General features: G+C 73.0%; 16 protein-coding genes. 13 read left to right on the forward strand and 3 right to left on the reverse strand.

The window, feature by feature from the left end; genetic code table 11:
- Positions 1-106: 106 nt before the first annotated feature.
- The 6 genes from folP (at position 107) to B118_RS0105990 (ending at position 4,147) form a co-directional block, all read left to right on the forward strand.
- Positions 107-1,027 carry a dihydropteroate synthase gene (gene folP / locus B118_RS0105965; protein WP_028192503.1) on the forward strand — a complete coding sequence of 307 codons (921 nt, stop codon included), beginning with the start codon at positions 107-109 and terminating at the stop codon, positions 1,025-1,027.
- Complete coding sequence (folB, locus tag B118_RS0105970) at positions 1,024-1,386, forward strand: dihydroneopterin aldolase (protein WP_018222232.1); 363 nt, start codon at positions 1,024-1,026, stop codon at positions 1,384-1,386. The genes folP and folB overlap by 4 nt, the downstream gene beginning before the upstream one ends.
- Complete coding sequence (folK, locus tag B118_RS0105975) at positions 1,383-1,910, forward strand: 2-amino-4-hydroxy-6-hydroxymethyldihydropteridine diphosphokinase (RefSeq protein WP_018222233.1); 528 nt, start codon at positions 1,383-1,385, stop codon at positions 1,908-1,910. The genes folB and folK overlap by 4 nt, the downstream gene beginning before the upstream one ends.
- 67 nt (positions 1,911-1,977) lie before the next feature.
- Positions 1,978-2,469, forward strand: a complete 492-nt coding sequence (locus B118_RS0105980) for a DUF3180 domain-containing protein (RefSeq protein ID WP_018222234.1) — start codon at positions 1,978-1,980, stop codon at positions 2,467-2,469.
- A gap of 120 nt (positions 2,470-2,589) precedes the next feature.
- Entirely contained in the window at positions 2,590-3,792 is a 1,203-nt protein-coding gene (locus tag B118_RS0105985; RefSeq protein ID WP_043541038.1) for an ABC transporter permease, read from the forward strand.
- A gap of 49 nt (positions 3,793-3,841) precedes the next feature.
- On the forward strand, positions 3,842-4,147 hold the full coding sequence (locus tag B118_RS0105990; protein ID WP_018217470.1) for a hypothetical protein: 306 nt from the start codon (positions 3,842-3,844) through the stop codon (positions 4,145-4,147).
- Here the strand turns inward: B118_RS0105990 and B118_RS0105995 are convergent.
- On the reverse strand, positions 4,125-5,180 hold the full coding sequence (locus tag B118_RS0105995) for an ABC transporter ATP-binding protein (RefSeq protein ID WP_028192505.1): 1,056 nt from the start codon (positions 5,178-5,180) through the stop codon (positions 4,125-4,127). The genes B118_RS0105990 and B118_RS0105995 overlap by 23 nt on opposite strands.
- A 2-nt stretch (positions 5,181-5,182) precedes the next feature.
- On the opposite strand from B118_RS0105995, the gene B118_RS0106000 reads away from it, so the two are divergent.
- The 4 genes from B118_RS0106000 to B118_RS0106015 all read left to right on the forward strand — a co-directional run bounded on the left by B118_RS0106000 (position 5,183) and on the right by B118_RS0106015 (position 9,425).
- Positions 5,183-5,872, forward strand: coding sequence for an ABC transporter permease (locus B118_RS0106000; protein WP_018222237.1), 690 nt, complete (start codon positions 5,183-5,185; stop codon positions 5,870-5,872).
- On the forward strand, positions 5,869-6,603 hold the full coding sequence (locus B118_RS0106005; RefSeq protein WP_033667990.1) for an ABC transporter permease: 735 nt from the start codon (positions 5,869-5,871) through the stop codon (positions 6,601-6,603). The genes B118_RS0106000 and B118_RS0106005 overlap by 4 nt, the downstream gene beginning before the upstream one ends.
- A 173-nt stretch (positions 6,604-6,776) precedes the next feature.
- Positions 6,777-7,781: a glycine betaine ABC transporter substrate-binding protein gene (locus B118_RS0106010; protein ID WP_026270723.1), complete on the forward strand. Its 1,005-nt coding sequence runs from the start codon at positions 6,777-6,779 to the stop codon at positions 7,779-7,781.
- Positions 7,782-7,850: 69 nt separating this feature from the next.
- Positions 7,851-9,425 carry a hypothetical protein gene (locus tag B118_RS0106015; protein WP_028192506.1) on the forward strand — a complete coding sequence of 525 codons (1,575 nt, stop codon included), beginning with the start codon at positions 7,851-7,853 and terminating at the stop codon, positions 9,423-9,425.
- Positions 9,426-9,462: 37 nt separating this feature from the next.
- Here B118_RS0106015 and B118_RS0106020 read toward each other — a convergent pair whose 3' ends face one another.
- Together B118_RS0106020 and B118_RS0106025 are read right to left on the reverse strand one after the other, a co-directional pair.
- Entirely contained in the window at positions 9,463-10,629 is a 1,167-nt protein-coding gene (locus tag B118_RS0106020; RefSeq protein ID WP_196233436.1) for an NADH-quinone oxidoreductase subunit D, read from the reverse strand.
- Complete coding sequence (locus tag B118_RS0106025) at positions 10,626-11,642, reverse strand: SAM-dependent methyltransferase (protein WP_027645577.1); 1,017 nt, start codon at positions 11,640-11,642, stop codon at positions 10,626-10,628. Before B118_RS0106025 ends, B118_RS0106020 begins: the two co-directional genes overlap by 4 nt.
- A gap of 179 nt (positions 11,643-11,821) precedes the next feature.
- Here B118_RS0106025 and B118_RS0106030 point away from each other — a divergent pair, with 179 nt between their 5' ends.
- From B118_RS0106030 to panD, 3 genes are read left to right on the forward strand one after another with little or no spacing between them, the layout of a single operon-like run.
- Positions 11,822-12,763: a Rossmann-like and DUF2520 domain-containing protein gene (locus tag B118_RS0106030; protein WP_028192507.1), complete on the forward strand. Its 942-nt coding sequence runs from the start codon at positions 11,822-11,824 to the stop codon at positions 12,761-12,763.
- Entirely contained in the window at positions 12,760-13,608 is an 849-nt protein-coding gene (panC, locus tag B118_RS0106035; RefSeq protein ID WP_018222244.1) for a pantoate--beta-alanine ligase, read from the forward strand. Before B118_RS0106030 ends, panC begins: the two co-directional genes overlap by 4 nt.
- Before the next feature lie 22 nt (positions 13,609-13,630).
- Positions 13,631-14,059 (forward strand): aspartate 1-decarboxylase, encoded by a 429-nt coding sequence (panD, locus tag B118_RS0106040; protein WP_018222245.1) that lies wholly within the window; start codon positions 13,631-13,633, stop codon positions 14,057-14,059.
- The last annotated feature ends 52 nt before the right edge of the window (positions 14,060-14,111 follow it).

The following is a 14,111-nucleotide window of genomic DNA, read 5'->3' on the forward strand; positions in this document are numbered from 1 at the left end:
CCCGATCCGACTCTGTCGTCCGACCCCACACCTGCACCGAACCGCATGTCAGCCCCCTCGGGCCGGGTGGCGCGGGAGCGCCAACGAGGACCGGTACGGTCTCCTTGTGACCGATCTGGTGCGGGCCGCGTCCCCGGTGGTGATGGGCATCCTGAACGTCACGCCGGACTCCTTCTCCGACGGCGGACGCTACGCCGATCTCGATGCCGCCATCGCACACGGCGTGCGGCTACGCGGCGACGGTGCCCACCTGGTGGACGTGGGCGGCGAGTCCACCCGACCCGGGGCGGATCGGGTGGCCGCCGAAACCGAGGCGGACCGGGTCCGGCCGGTGATCCGCGAGCTGGCCGCCGCCGGCGTGCCGGTCAGCATCGACACCACCCGGGCCCGGGTTGCCGAGCTGGCGCTCGCCGCCGGGGCGCAGGTGGTCAACGATGTCTCCGGTGGGCTCGCCGACCCGGACATGGCCCGGGTGGTCCGGGACGCCGGCTGCCCCTGGGTGCTCATGCACTGGCGTGGGCACTCCCGCGAGATGCGGGAGCTGGCGCGCTACGGCGACGTCGTCGCCGACGTCAAGGCCGAGCTGGCGCAGCGGGTCGAGGCGGCCCTCGCCGCCGGGGTGGCGGCCGACCGTATCGTCATCGACCCGGGGCTCGGCTTCGCCAAGACCGCCGCCCACAACTGGCAGCTGAGTGCCCGGCTGCCGGAGCTGCTGGCGCTCGGCTACCCGCTGCTCTTCGCCGCCAGCCGCAAGGCCCACCTGGGCGCGCTGCTCGCCGTTGACGGCGCGCCGCGGCCGACCGAGAGCCGGGAGGTCGCCACCGTCGCCACCAGCGTGCTCGCGGTCGCGGCCGGCGCCTGGGGAGTGCGGGTGCACGACGTCCGGGCCACCGCGGACGCGCTGGCCGTCTGGCGAGCCACGGGATCGCCCCGGCTGGCCGCCACCGGATCGTCCGGTCCGGCCGCCACCGGATCGTCCGGTCCGGCCACCACCGGCGGTGCCCGGGCCGAAGGAGAGCAGCGATGACCGACCGGATCGAGCTGACCGGCCTGCGGGTGCACGGCCGGCACGGGGTGTACGACTTCGAGCGGGAGCACGGGCAGGACTTCGTCGTGGACGCGCGGCTGGAGCTGGACCTCGCCCCGGCCGCCCGTTCGGACGAGGTGACCGACACCGTCCACTACGGCGAGTTGGCCGAGCGGCTGGCGACGGTGGTGGCCGGGGAGCCGGTCAACCTGATCGAGACCCTCGCCGACCGGCTGCTCACGGTCTGCCTGGCCGATGCCCGGGTCCGTACCGCCACGGTGACGGTGCACAAGCCGCAGGCCCCGATCTCGGGTAGCTTCACCGACGTGGCTGTCACCATGACCAGGTCCGCCTCGTGACCCGGGCCCTGCTCTCGCTCGGCAGTAACCTCGGCGATCGCGCCGACCACCTGCAGTCGGCGGTCACCGCGCTGGGTGAGTCCGTGCTCCTGGTCTCCGGCGTCTACGAGACTCCGCCCTGGGGCGACCGCGACCAGCCCGCGTATCTGAACGCCGTGGTGCTGGCCGTAGATCCCACAGCGGCGCCGGAGGACTGGCTGGCGCGGGCCCGGGCGGCCGAGCGTGCGGCCGGCCGGGAGCGCGATCCGGCCCGGCGTTTCGGGCCCCGCACCCTCGACGTCGACGTCATCGCGGTCTGGGCGCAGGACGGCACGCCGGTGCTCCGGGACGATCCCGAACTGACGCTGCCGCACCCCCGCGCCCACCTGCGCGCCTTCGTCCTGCGGCCCTGGCTCGACCTGCAACCGTACGGGCGGCTGCCGGGCCACGGCTGGCTGACCGACCTGCTGAACTCGGCGTCGGTCGGTGCGGACGCGTTGGAGCTGCGTCCCTGCCCCGAAGTGGGGCTAGAGTCAACGGCATGAGGCAACGGAGCCGGCGGGCATGATGCAGGCGAGGTCATCACCTCCGGACGGCGCGGGTCCCGGCCGGATGGGCCCTACCCGGATCTCCACACTGGTGGTCGCTGGCCTCGCCGCCGCCGGGGTGGCGTGGCTGCTGATCAGCTTTCTCTACTACGACTATCTCCCCGGCGACCTGCCCTGGCTGCCGGTGATCACCCTGGCCGGGCTCGCCGTGCTGGAGGCGTACGTCGCGGTGAACACCCGGGCCCGGATTGCGCGCCGGCCGGGGAAGGAGCCGGTGAACCCGCTGTTGGTTGCCCGCTTCGTGGTGCTGGCCAAGGCGTCCGCGCTGGTGGGCGCGATCTTCGCCGGCTTCTACGCGGGCCTGACCGGGTGGCTGTTCGTGGAGCGCACCGAGGCCGCGGCGAGCGACCGGAACGTGGCTGGGAGTAGCCTGCTCGCCGCCCTGGCACTGGTGGCCGCCGCGCTCTGGTTGGAGCGCTCCTGCCGGGTTCCCGAGCAGGAGGACGACCAGGACCGCGAGCCCGGCGACCGGGGAGGCCGCGCCGGCCAGCGCTGAGCATGGGCTTCCGCCGTGCTTCCCGCGCGGGTACGGTGCCTGCCACCGGAGCGTATCGGCCGCCCCGGACTGCTCCGCGCGTTTGGACCCGGGACGGACGGCCAGGTGGAGGGCGGCTGCATGGGGTACGACGAATCGGGGCGAGGAAGCTCGGAGACCTCCCCCCGCGCCAACACCGTCGTCCCCGACCCGGATCCGGACCAGGTTGAGTCCGGTGGGGACCGGCTCGGCGTGCACCTCGTCTGGGAACTCCTGCTCCTGGTGTGCGCGGTCGGGATCGGGTACCTGCTCTGGCGAGAAAACCCGGAGACGCTGCGGGGCGACGGCCTGCGGTCGCTGCTCGTTGCTGGAGCCGTCCTCGGGTTGTTGGCCCTCGCCGCCGGGCTGAGCCTGCGTACCGCGACGGTGAATCTGGCGATCGGTCCGGCGGCCGTCGCGGCGGCGCTGCACATGGCGGAGCAGGGGGACCGGGGTGCGGTGGCCGCCCTCGGCCCGGCGATCGCCGCCGGGGCGCTCGGCGGGCTGCTTTTGGCGTTCGTGGTGACGGTGCTGCACGTCCCCGCCTGGGCGGCCAGCCTCGCCGCTGGCGCGGCGCTGGTCGGGTACATCGAGCGGCGAGGTGACCCGGTCCTGCCGCAGGGTAGCTACGACCCGACGAGCGACGCGCTCTACCTGTTCGCCGGGTTCGCAGCGCTCGCCGTGCTCGGCGGGCTGTTCGGCGCGGTACGGCCGATCCGTCGGCTGATCGGCCGGTTTCGACCGGTTACCGATCCGGCCCGCCGGCAGGGGGCGCTGGGCCCGGTGGTGGCCGGCGGGGCGCTGGTCGCCTCCAGCGTCCTGGCCGTGCTGGCCGGCTCCCTACTGGGGACTCCCGCCGCTGGTCCGGTCGCGGTGGGGTCGGGGCTGGACTGGACCGTCCTGGCGGTGGGGACGGCGCTGCTCGGCGGCACCAGTGCCTTCGGCCGCCGAGGTGGCATCCTCGGCACCCTGCTCGCCGTTTCGTTGATCACGCTCGTCCGCACGGACCTGCAGGCGAGCGGCCTGGCGGCGAGTCGCTGGGCCGTCGGGGCGGTAGCGCTCGGGGTGGGGCTGGTGGTGACCCGGATGGTCGAGGCGTACGGGGGCGCGCGGGACGCCCGGGAGGCGGTTGCCGACAGCCCCGGCGCGGACGAGCAGCTGCATGCCGGTTGGAGCATGCCCCGTCCCGAGCCGCTCACGGACTGGGCCGCGACGCTGCCGCCTCCGCCCGCCGAGCGCCCAACCAATCAGTGGGATCTCCCGGACTGGGGGACCGGACGGCACTGGGACCCCAGCCGCCGCTGACCCCGCGTCTCGCAGGTCGGCGGGGAGCGTGCCGGCTAGGCTCAGCCGCATGACCGACACACCTTCGACCTTCCCCGCCGGCCGGTCGTTCGAGGAGTTGGACGCACTCTCCACCGAGGAGCTGCGCAAGCAGGCGTTCGCGGTGGCGCGGGAGCGCCGTGATGTGCGGTTTTTCTGGTCAGTTCTGCGGCACCTGCCGAATGCCGACGAGGCCGCTGCCCTGGATGGCGCGCCGAACTCGGTCGGTCCGACCATCGACGAGGCGGTGGCGTTGTGGCGGGAGCTGACCGGCCACGGCTACGAGGAGTTGGCGCCGGTGCTGCGGGCGGCCTTCATCGACTATCTGCGGAGGTAGCTGCCCCGTTGGGGGCGGGTGGCCGGCGCTGGTCGTCGGCGTGGCCCAGGCCGAGCAGGCGGGATCGGGTGAGGACCCCCACGGGTTGCTCCTGGTCGGTCACCACCACCCGGTCCGCCATGGTGGTCAACAGGACCCCCAGCGCGTCGTACGCCGACGACCCGAGTGGCACCGTGGGGAGCTCGGCGGAGATCGGGGTGGCGGATACCGGCTCGACCGTCTCTCGGGTGACCGGGGTGACGGCCAGGCGTCGGATACCCCGGTCGGCACCGACGAATTCCCGGACGAACGGGGTGGCCGGTGCGCCAAGCACGGCGGCCGGGGTGTCGAACTGCTCCAGGCGGCCACCCTCGGAGAGCACCGCGATCCGGTCGCCCAGCCGAACCGCCTCGTCGAGGTCGTGTGTCACCAGCACGATGGTCTTGCGAACCTCGGCCTGCAACCGCAGGAACTCCTCCTGGAGCCGGGTCCGGACGATCGGGTCGACCGCGGAGAAGGGCTCGTCCATCAGCAGGACCACCGGGTCCGCGGCGAGTGCCCTCGCCACGCCCACCCGCTGCCGCTGACCGCCGGAGAGCTCGTGCGGGTAGCGGGCGCCGAACTGGGCCGGGTCCAGGCCGACCAGCTCCAACAGCTCGGTGACCCGTTGCCGGCGACGTTCCCGGGGCCAGCCGAGTAGCTGCGGCACGGTGGCGACGTTCGTGTTGATGGTCTGGTGCGGGAAGAGGCCGACGTTCTGGATCACGTAGCCGATGCGGCGGCGCAGCCGTACCGGGTCCACCCGGGTGACGTCTTCCCCTCCGAGGAGGATTCGGCCGTCGGTCGGCTCGATCAGGCGGTTCACCATCCGGAGCACGGTCGACTTGCCGCAGCCGGAGGGGCCGATCAGCACCACGAGTTCGCCGGCGGCGATCTCCAGGGTCAGTTCGCGGACCGCCTCGGTGCCGTCCGGGTAGCGTTTGCCGATCTCGTCAAGGAAGATCGAGGCCGCACGTGCCTCGTTGGCAGCGGATCCCCGCGGGGTAACGTCCACACATGTCCTTCCGCCTGAGCTACCGGGCCGACCCGGGTAACCCGTGGTTCTCCTGGCAGTACGTGCGGGACAACTCTGACACGATCCTCGCCGCGCTGCGCGAGCACACCTCGCTTACCCTGCGGGCGGTGCTCATTGCGGTGTTGATCGCGGTGCCGCTGGCCGTGGCCGCGTACTGGTTCCGCGCGCTGGCCGGGCCCATCCTGGCGGTCACCGGTGTGCTCTACACCATCCCGTCGCTGGCGTTGTTTGCCTTTCTCGCGCCGTACCTGGGGATCGGGGTGGTGACCGTGCTCACCGTGGTGGTGCTCTACGCGCTGTTGGTGATCGTCCGCAACGCGCTGGCCGGTCTCACCCAGGTACCGCCCGAGGTGCGGGAGGCGGCGGAGGGCATGGGGTACGGCCGCTGGGGGCGGTTGTTCCGGATTGATCTGCCGCTGGCCCTGCCGGGCATCCTCACCGGGCTGCGGTTGGCGACGGTCTCGACGGTGGCGCTGGTCACCGTGGGGGTGGTCGTGGGGCAGGGCGGACTCGGTCAGTTGATCTTTGCCGGCTTCCAGAACAACTTCTATAAAGCACAGATCATGACCGGTACGCTGCTCTGCGTCCTGCTCGCCCTGGTGTTCGATCTCGCCCTGGCCGGTGCCGGGTGGCTGCTCACCCCCTGGCTGCGTCGCCGGAGCGCGGCATGACCGTGGCGACGGGGCCGATCGAGGCGGCGTTGGTCTGGCTCAACGACCCGCTGAACTGGACCAATCCGGGCGGCATCCTGGACCGGACCGGCGAACATCTCGCCATCTCCGCGGCGGCGGTGCTCCTGGGCTGCCTGGTCGCGTGGCCGATCGGGCTCTGGCTCGGGCACACCGGGCGCGGCGGCGGGTTGGTCGTGCTGGTAGCCAACCTGACGCTGGCCATGCCGACGCTGGCCCTGCTCACCATCCTGCCGTTGACCTTCCTGGGTTTTGGTCGGCCCCCGGTGGTGGTGGCGCTGGCGGTCTTCGCGATCCCACCGTTGCTGGCCAACGCGTACACCGGGGTGCGTGCGGTGGATCCGGAGGCGCGGGACGCGGCCCGGGGGATGGGCTTCTCCAGCTGGCAGTTACTGCGTCGGGTCGAGCTGCCGCTCGCCGTGCCGTACCTGGCGGCGGGTTTTCGCACCGCGGCGGTGCAGGTTGTGGCCACCGCCGCGCTGGCCTCCTTCGTCAACGGCGGCGGCTTGGGGCAGATCATCCGGGCCGGGTTCGGCCTGGACATCGCCGCCGGCGGCGGGCAGATCCTCGCCGGCGGGCTGCTGGTGGCGGGGCTCGCGATGCTGGTGGAGCTGGTGTTGGCGCTGGTTGAGCGGCTGGTCACCCCGCGACCGCTGCGCAGCCGCGGCCGGCGGGCGGGGCGGCGCGCGGCCGACGCGGTCAGCGGCGCCTGACTCCGGAACGGAGTCAGGCGCCGGCAGCGTGTCGGTGACGATCCGGTGACGAAGTATGACCGGAGTTTGTCGTACCCCGGCGCGAGGATGTTGGGTGGGAGCACGGGCATCGATCGCCCGTCGGACACGCGGCCGGCGCAGGAGCCGTGCCGGGACACGGAAGGCGGGCAGAGATGCACGCACGCACACGTTTGGGGATCGGCGCTGTCGGCGTCCTGACCACCGCCGGGCTCTTGACCGGCTGTGGCCAGGCCGGTTCGTCGGGCACGGACGCGCCCGAAACAGCGGCGACGGGGGCGGGCTGCGCCCCGGTGGCCGGCGACGAGCTGGTCGTGCTGACCGACGACAAGTCGCTGCAGAACAGCGACAACATCATCCCCGTGGTCAACGCCGACGCCGCGACCCCGCCGCTCATCGCCGCCCTGGATCAGGTCTCCGCCGCACTGGACACGCCGAAGCTGATCCAGCTCAACAAGGCCGTGAACGAGGACCGCAAGACGCCCGCAGTCGCGGCGGCCGAGTTCGCCAGCGCCCATGACCTCACCACCGGCATCGCGGCGGGGCCCGGCGGCACGATCAGGGTCGGAGCCGCCAACTTCAGCGAGAGCGAGACCCTCGCCGAGCTGTACAAGATCGTGCTGGTCGCCGCCGGCTACCAGGTCGAGGTGCAGCAGATCGGCAGCCGGGAACTCTACGAGCCCGCCCTGGAGAAGGGCGAGATCCAGGTCTTCCCCGAGTACGCGGCCACCCTGGCGGAGTTTCTCAACACCAAGGCGAACGGCGAGGGCGCCGAGCCGGTCTCCTCGCCGAACCTGGACGAGACGGTCGCCGCGCTGAAGGCGCTCAGCGCGGAGGCCAACCTGGCCCTCGGTGCGCCGGCCGCGGCCCAGAACCAGAACGCCTTCGCCGTCACGCGTGCCTTCGCCGACCAGCACGGTGTGCGGACGCTCTCCGAGCTGGCCGAGAAGTGTTCTGGCCAGGAGACCGTTCTGGCCGGTCCGCCGGAGTGCCCGCAGCGGCCGAAGTGCCAGGTCGGGCTGGTCGAGGTCTACGACTTCCGGGCCGGGTCGTTCAGCTCGCTCGATGCCGGCGGACCGCAGACGAAGAACGCGCTGCGGACCGGCGAGGTCAGCGTCGGTCTGGTGTTCTCCTCCGACGGAGCCCTCACCGCCGGCTAGCCCCGGAGTGGGCAGGGCGAGTTGCGCTGCCGTTCCCACGCGGGACAACTCTCGGTAGGCTGCACAGCCATGCCAGTCCCGGCCGTGACCGATGACCCGCGTAACCCCCGGTTGTCCACGGCACTGTTCCGGGCCGGTGTGGCGTGCGCTCCGGTGGCGGCGCTGCTGGTGCTCGTCGCCGACAGCAACGGCCCGCTACGGATCGCCGCCGTACTGGCCCTCCTGGCGGTGGTGCTGATCGGCCTCTCGATCGCGCTGCGCCCCGACGGCGGTGCCCGGGTCGGGGAGTTGCGGGGCGAGATCGAGCGGCTTCGCCATGAGCTGCACGGTGAGATCGTGGCTGCGGCCCAACGGGGCAATCAGGCACTCGACCAGACCCAGCGCACCCAGGAGGCGGTTGTGGCGCTGGGCCGCCGGCTTGACGCTGGTGCCGCCGCGCCGGCCGGGCCCGGCGGTGCGCAGCGGGTACGGGCCCCGGTTGACGCGCCGGCCGGGCGGGCAGCCGTTCCGGTCGCCGATCGCTGGGATGAGCACGAGGGCGACCGGAACCGCGCCGGTGAGTCCCAGCCTCCGGGTCACTTCCCGGGCGGCGGCCACTCCGCGGCCGGGGCGGCCGGGGCCTACGCGGCCTTCCGGCCGTCGACCGGAGAGCATGGGGCCGACGACCGCTTCGCTGGCCAGCCCACCGAGCGGGCCGCCGGCACCTATGGCGACACCGCCGGTGGCGCCGAGTCACCGGAGCCGGAGGGCCGGCACGCCGCCCCCCTGCGCGGCGTGGTGCGACATACCGAGACGGTGCACGTCACCCGGCACACCGTGGTCGATGGCGCCCGGAACCCCGCCGGCGACTACGACCGAGGATGGCCGTCCGGTCCGGACGCACCGTCGTGGGCCGAAGACCGGGAGCGCCGCCCCTGGCCTGGGGGCGAGGCCGGGACCCGGGACCGGGAGCGCCGCCCCTGGCCGGCCGCCCAGGATGAGGTCCGGATGGCTGGCGTCGACGGCTCCGCTGACCGGTCGTGGTCGGAGCGGGGCGGTTGGGCGCGTGACGCTCGGGGGCAGGGCGAGCCACCGGAGGCTGCCCGGGCTGGAGCGCAGTGGGATGACCAAGGCTGGGCCAACCAGCCCGACGGCCGGGGCTGGGACGGCGAGCGGTCTGACCGCGGCGGCGTTGACCAGCATGGCGGGGAGCTTGTGGCGGGCGGCGACGCGGAGGGCGAGTACTGGTCGCAGTTGCGGGCCGGAAACCGCTGGGCGGCCGTCCGCGAGGACGAGCGGGGGCGCGAGCTGCGGCTGGGCGAGCAGCGGGCGCAGGTGCGCACGGATCGGGGCGGTGCCGAATACCGGGTGGACCAGCGGTGGGCCGCGGTCCGTCGGGACGAGCCCGGCCGCGACCGGGCCGACGCCGGGCGGGGCGGGTGGTCCGAACCGGCGGGACGATCCGCGTTGCCCCCGTCGTCCGCCGAGTGGGGGCCACCCCGGCAACGGCCCCCCGAGCCACAGCACCAGCCGGAGCCGCAGCACCAGCCCGAGCCCCGGTGGCAGCCGGAGCCGCAGCGGCAGGCGGAGCCTCGGTGGCAGCCCGGGCCGCAGCGCCAGCCCGAGCCGGGTCAGTACGGCCGCGGGGACAACCGGTGGCGTTGACAGCTGCGGCAACGCCGAACGAGCGCAGCCGGCCCACTCACTTGTCGATGTCGCCGACCACGAAGAACATCGAGCCGAGGATGGCGACCAGGTCCGGCACCAGGCAACCGGGTAGGAGGGTGGCCAGCGCCTGCACGTTGGCGTACGACGCGGTGCGCAGCTTGAGCCGCCACGGCGTCTTCTCACCCCGGGACACCAGGTAGTACCCGTTGATGCCGAGCGGGTTCTCGGTCCAGGCGTAGGTGTGCCCCTCGGGCGCTTTGAGCACCTTCGGTAGCCGGGTGTTGATCGGGCCGGTGAGCCGGTCCACCCGGTCCAGGCACTGCTCGGCGAGGTCGAGCGAGACGTACACCTGGTCGAGCAGCACCTCGAAGCGGGAGTGGCAGTCACCGGCGGTGCGGGTCACCACCGGCACGTCGAGCTGGTCGTACGCGAGGTAGGGCTCGTCCCGGCGTAGGTCGAGGTCGAGGCCGGAGGCGCGGGCGACCGGTCCGGAGGCGCCGAACGCGGCGGCCTGGGCTGCCGGGAGCACCCCCACGCCGACGGTACGGGCCAGGAAGATCTCGTTGCGCCGGATCAGGTTGTCCAGGTCGGGCAGGCTCCGCCGGACCTCGCCGATGGCCGCCCGGGCCCGCCCGGTCCAGCCGGCCGGCACCTCCTCCTTGAGCCCACCGACCCGGTTGAACATGTAGTGGATCCGCCCGCCGGAGACCTCCTCGAGCACCGCCTGGAGGGTCTCCCGTTCCCGAAAGGCGTAGAACATCGGGGTGATCGCCCCGATCTCCAGCGGGTACGAGCCGAGGAACATCAGGTGGTTGAGGATCCGGTTCAGCTCGGCGAGCGCCATCCGGAGCCAGGTGGCCCGCTCCGGAACCTCCATCCCCAGCAACCGCTCCACGGCGAGCACCACGCCGAGTTCGTTGGCGAACGCGGAGAGCCAGTCGTGCCGGTTGGCCAGCACGATGATCTGCCGGTAGTCGCGGACCTCGAACAGCTTCTCCGCGCCCCGGTGCATGTAGCCGACGATTGGTTCGGCGCTCACCACCCGTTCGCCGTCGAGCACCAGCCGCAGCCGGAGTACGCCGTGCGTCGAGGGGTGCTGCGGACCGATGTTGAGCACCATGTCGGTGCCGAGTTGTTCCCCACCGGCGCCGGTGCCGACGGTCAGTTCGCGGAGATCGGCGTCCGTGGTCATGCCTGTCATGGTGCCACGAGCGGGTCGAGGGCGACGCCGGCCGGCTGGAGGAGCCACCAGTGCCCGCCGAGGCCCGCCGGGTCGATCAGCTCGGCCACCGCCGACGCCGCGGAGAGGGCCCGGAGGTATCCCGCGGGGTCGGTGCTGGCCCGCGCCAGCGGTGGACGGCGCCCGTCGGCACCGAGCGCCCGCAGGGCCGTCCGCTGTGCCACCAGGGTGTACGGGAGCTGCGCGACCCGCGCACCGGCGGCGGCGACCGAGTCCACCGCGAGGTGCGCGGTGACATCGCACGATCCGTCGGGTACCGGTCGGACCTGCCGCCCGTTCCGGTAGCCGGTCAGGGTACCGGCGGCCGGTCGGGTTCGCCGGAGGTGCCCGTAGTCCACGGTGACCGCCAGCCCTCGGTCGAGCCGCCCGACGGCGTCCGTCCAGGCGTCGTCGCGGGTTCGGCCGATCTCGGCGCGGATGCCCGGGTCGTCGGCGGCGGGCGGCGACCACCACCGGGCCAACCAGTCGGCGTCTTCCGGGCTGACTGGGCTGCCGTCCGTCTCCTCGCCGGTGGCGGGGTCGACCAGGAGGTACCGCCAGCCTGCCGGGGTGGCCACGGCCAGGTCCAGCGGGACGTTGTCGAGCCATTCGGTGGCCAGGAGGAGGCCGGTGACACCGGCGGGGATCTCGTGGGTCCAGGTGATCTCCGTGGGTAGGTCTGTGGGGCGCGGGGCCCGTTCGACGGCGGTGAGGCGTAGCCGGTGCGCGAGGGACGTGTCGTTGGACCCGGCGATGCTGGCGTGGAGGGTGCGCAGTAGCTCGCCCCGCCCCGCTCCGACATCGACCACCGCGAGTGGGTCTGGGTGGTCCAGGGCGGCGTCAACGGTGGCGATCAGCCGGTGCAGGGCCGCCGCGAACGCCGGGGAGGCGTGCACGCTGGTACGGAAGTGGTCGGCCGGGCCGGCACCGGAGACGAAGAAGCCGTCCGGCCCGTACAGCGCCTGCTCCATCGCGTCCCGCCAGCGGATCGACATCAGCTCCTCCTTCGGTCCAGCCGCCCGGTGGTGGAGCGGCCCCGCTCGTAGCCTTCGGTGGCGAGCGGGTCTGCCCGGGCCACCGGTGGTGAACGTTTTCACACCTCCCTGTCCCGGCTGCGGCGCCGCGACGCATACTTGCCAGCGACCGGTACCCCTCCGAGGACTGGATCATCGTTATGAGTGCTGCGCTGTCTCCGCGTCCCGTCGATCAGTCGGTTGATGCTCTCACCCCCCGTTCCCTGACCGTCGGCGTGATCGGTGTCGGCCGGGTCGGTGCTGTCCTGGCCGCCGCTCTCGCCGCTGCCGGCCACCGGGTGGTGGCCGCGACCGGCGGCTCTGCCGCCTCGCGTGCCCGGATGGCGCTGCTCCTGGCCGACGTGCCGCGGCGGCCGGCCGACTCGGTAGCCCGCGCTGCCACCGACCTCCTGCTGGTGGCGGTGCCGGATGACGCGCTCGCGGAGGTCGTCGCCGGCCTCGCCGAGACCGGGGCGTTGCGTCCGGGGCAGGTGGTCGCACACACCTCCGGCGCGCACGGCCTGGCGGTACTGGCGCCGGTCGTCGGGGCCGGTGCCAGCCCGCTTGCCCTGCACCCCGCGATGACCTTCACCGGTACGCCGGACGATCTCACCCGACTGCCCGGCATCTCGTACGGGTTGACCGCACCGGCGCAGCTGCGTCCGTTCGCCACCCGGCTCGTCGCCGACCTCGACGGCGTACCGGAGTGGGTCGCCGAGTCGGACCGAGCGCTCTACCACGCCGCCCTCGTGCACGGCGCCAATCACCTGATCACCCTCGTCAACGAGGCGGCCGACCGGCTGCGGGACGGCGGGGTGACCGAGCCGGAGCGGGTGCTCGCTCCGCTGTTGCGGGCCGCCTTGGACAACGCGTTGCGGCTCGGGGACGATGCGCTGACCGGACCCGTAGCCCGGGGCGACGCCGGCACCGTCGAGCGGCACCTGACCCAGCTCGCGGCGACCGCGCCGGAATCGGTGGGCCCCTACCTGGCGTTGGCTCGACGGACGGCGGACCGCGTGATCGCGGCCGGCCGGCTGCGTCCCACGGTGGCGCAGCCGGTGCTGGAGGTGTTGAGTGGGCGGGATCGGGAGGTGGCTGCGTGACCAAGCTGGTACACACCCGTGCCGACCTGGCGGCAGCGCGGGAGGCGCTGACCGGCACCGTGGGTGTCGTCATGACCATGGGCGCCCTGCACGCCGGGCACGAGACCCTGTTGCGGGTGGCCCAGGAGCAGGCCGACAACGTCGTGGTCACGATTTTTGTGAATCCGCTCCAGTTCGGGCCGGACGAGGACTTCGACCGGTATCCCCGCACCCTCGACGCGGATCTGGAGATCTGCCGCCGGGCTGGCGCCGCGGTCGTCTTCGCGCCGTTTGTGCCGGAGCTGTACCCGCAGGGCCAACCCCGGGTCTGGGTCAACCCGGGCCAGCTCGGCGAGGAGTTGGAGGGGCAGAGCCGGCCGGGCTTCTTCCACGGGGTGCTGACCGTGGTGCTGAAGCTGCTTCAGCTCACCCGGCCGGACCGGGCGTTCTTCGGTGAGAAGGACTACCAACAGCTGACCCTGATCCGCCGGATGGTGCGCGACCTGGAGGTGCCGGTGGAGATCATCGGCGTGTCGACGGTCCGGGAGCCGGACGGGTTGGCCCTGTCCAGCCGGAACCGCTACCTGTCACCCGAGGGGCGGACGGCTGCGCTGAGCCTGCCGGGGGCGTTGCGGGCGGGGGTGGCAGCCGCTGCCGGCGGTGCGGACGCGGGCGGGGTGCTGGCCGCCGCGCACGCCGCGTTCGACTCCGGTCCGCCCGGTGTCGAACTGGATTACCTGGTACTCACCGACCCGGAGCTGGAGCCGGGGCCGATTGCGGGTCCGGCGCGGCTGCTCGCCGCCGCCTGGGTCGGCGCCACCCGCCTGATCGACAACGTATCGGTCCAGCTCGATCCACGTTTCTGACCCATCTCCCGAGAGGCGCCCGATGCTGCGCACCATGCTCAAGTCGAAGATTCACCGGGCCACGGTCACCCAGGCCGACCTGCACTACGTCGGCTCGGTCACGGTGGACCAGGATCTGCTGGACGCCGCCGACCTGCTCCCGGGCGAGCAGGTGGCGATCGTGGACGTCACCAACGGCGCCCGGTTGGAGACCTATGTGATCCCGGGGCAGCGAGGCAGCGGCGTGATCGGTATCAACGGCGCCGCCGCCCACCTGGTCCACCCGGGTGACCTGGTCATCCTCATCGCCTACGGACAGCTGGAGGACGCGCAGGCGCGTACCTACCAGCCGCGGATCGTGCACGTCGATTCGAGCAACCGGATTGTGGACCTCACCGCGGACGCGGCCACGGCGGCGCCCGGGACGGCGGGGGCGCCGGTCCCCAACCCGTTGGCGGACTCGCTGGCCTGACCGAGTGGCGCGCCCGGCCACCGGAGCCACGCCACGAGGCTCTGTTACTCGC

Source organism: Salinispora pacifica CNR114 (genome assembly GCF_000514775.1).
In the GTDB taxonomy this organism is placed as follows: domain Bacteria; phylum Actinomycetota; class Actinomycetes; order Mycobacteriales; family Micromonosporaceae; genus Micromonospora; species Micromonospora pacifica.

Coding starts and splice junctions, on each gene's coding strand:
- B118_RS0106000 (WP_018222237.1), top strand. CDS start 5,183: ATGTCCTTCCGCCTGAGCTACCGGGCCGACCCGGGTAACCCGTGGTTC.
- folB (WP_018222232.1), top strand. CDS start 1,024: ATGACCGACCGGATCGAGCTGACCGGCCTGCGGGTGCACGGCCGGCAC.
- B118_RS0106005 (WP_033667990.1), top strand. CDS start 5,869: ATGACCGTGGCGACGGGGCCGATCGAGGCGGCGTTGGTCTGGCTCAAC.
- B118_RS0106025 (WP_027645577.1), bottom strand. CDS start 11,642: ATGTCGATCCGCTGGCGGGACGCGATGGAGCAGGCGCTGTACGGGCCG.
- B118_RS0105985 (WP_043541038.1), top strand. CDS start 2,590: ATGGGGTACGACGAATCGGGGCGAGGAAGCTCGGAGACCTCCCCCCGC.
- panD (WP_018222245.1), top strand. CDS start 13,631: ATGCTGCGCACCATGCTCAAGTCGAAGATTCACCGGGCCACGGTCACC.
- B118_RS0106010 (WP_026270723.1), top strand. CDS start 6,777: ATGCACGCACGCACACGTTTGGGGATCGGCGCTGTCGGCGTCCTGACC.
- B118_RS0106020 (WP_196233436.1), bottom strand. CDS start 10,629: ATGACAGGCATGACCACGGACGCCGATCTCCGCGAACTGACCGTCGGC.
- B118_RS0105990 (WP_018217470.1), top strand. CDS start 3,842: ATGACCGACACACCTTCGACCTTCCCCGCCGGCCGGTCGTTCGAGGAG.
- B118_RS0106015 (WP_028192506.1), top strand. CDS start 7,851: ATGCCAGTCCCGGCCGTGACCGATGACCCGCGTAACCCCCGGTTGTCC.
- B118_RS0106030 (WP_028192507.1), top strand. CDS start 11,822: ATGAGTGCTGCGCTGTCTCCGCGTCCCGTCGATCAGTCGGTTGATGCT.
- B118_RS0105980 (WP_018222234.1), top strand. CDS start 1,978: ATGGGCCCTACCCGGATCTCCACACTGGTGGTCGCTGGCCTCGCCGCC.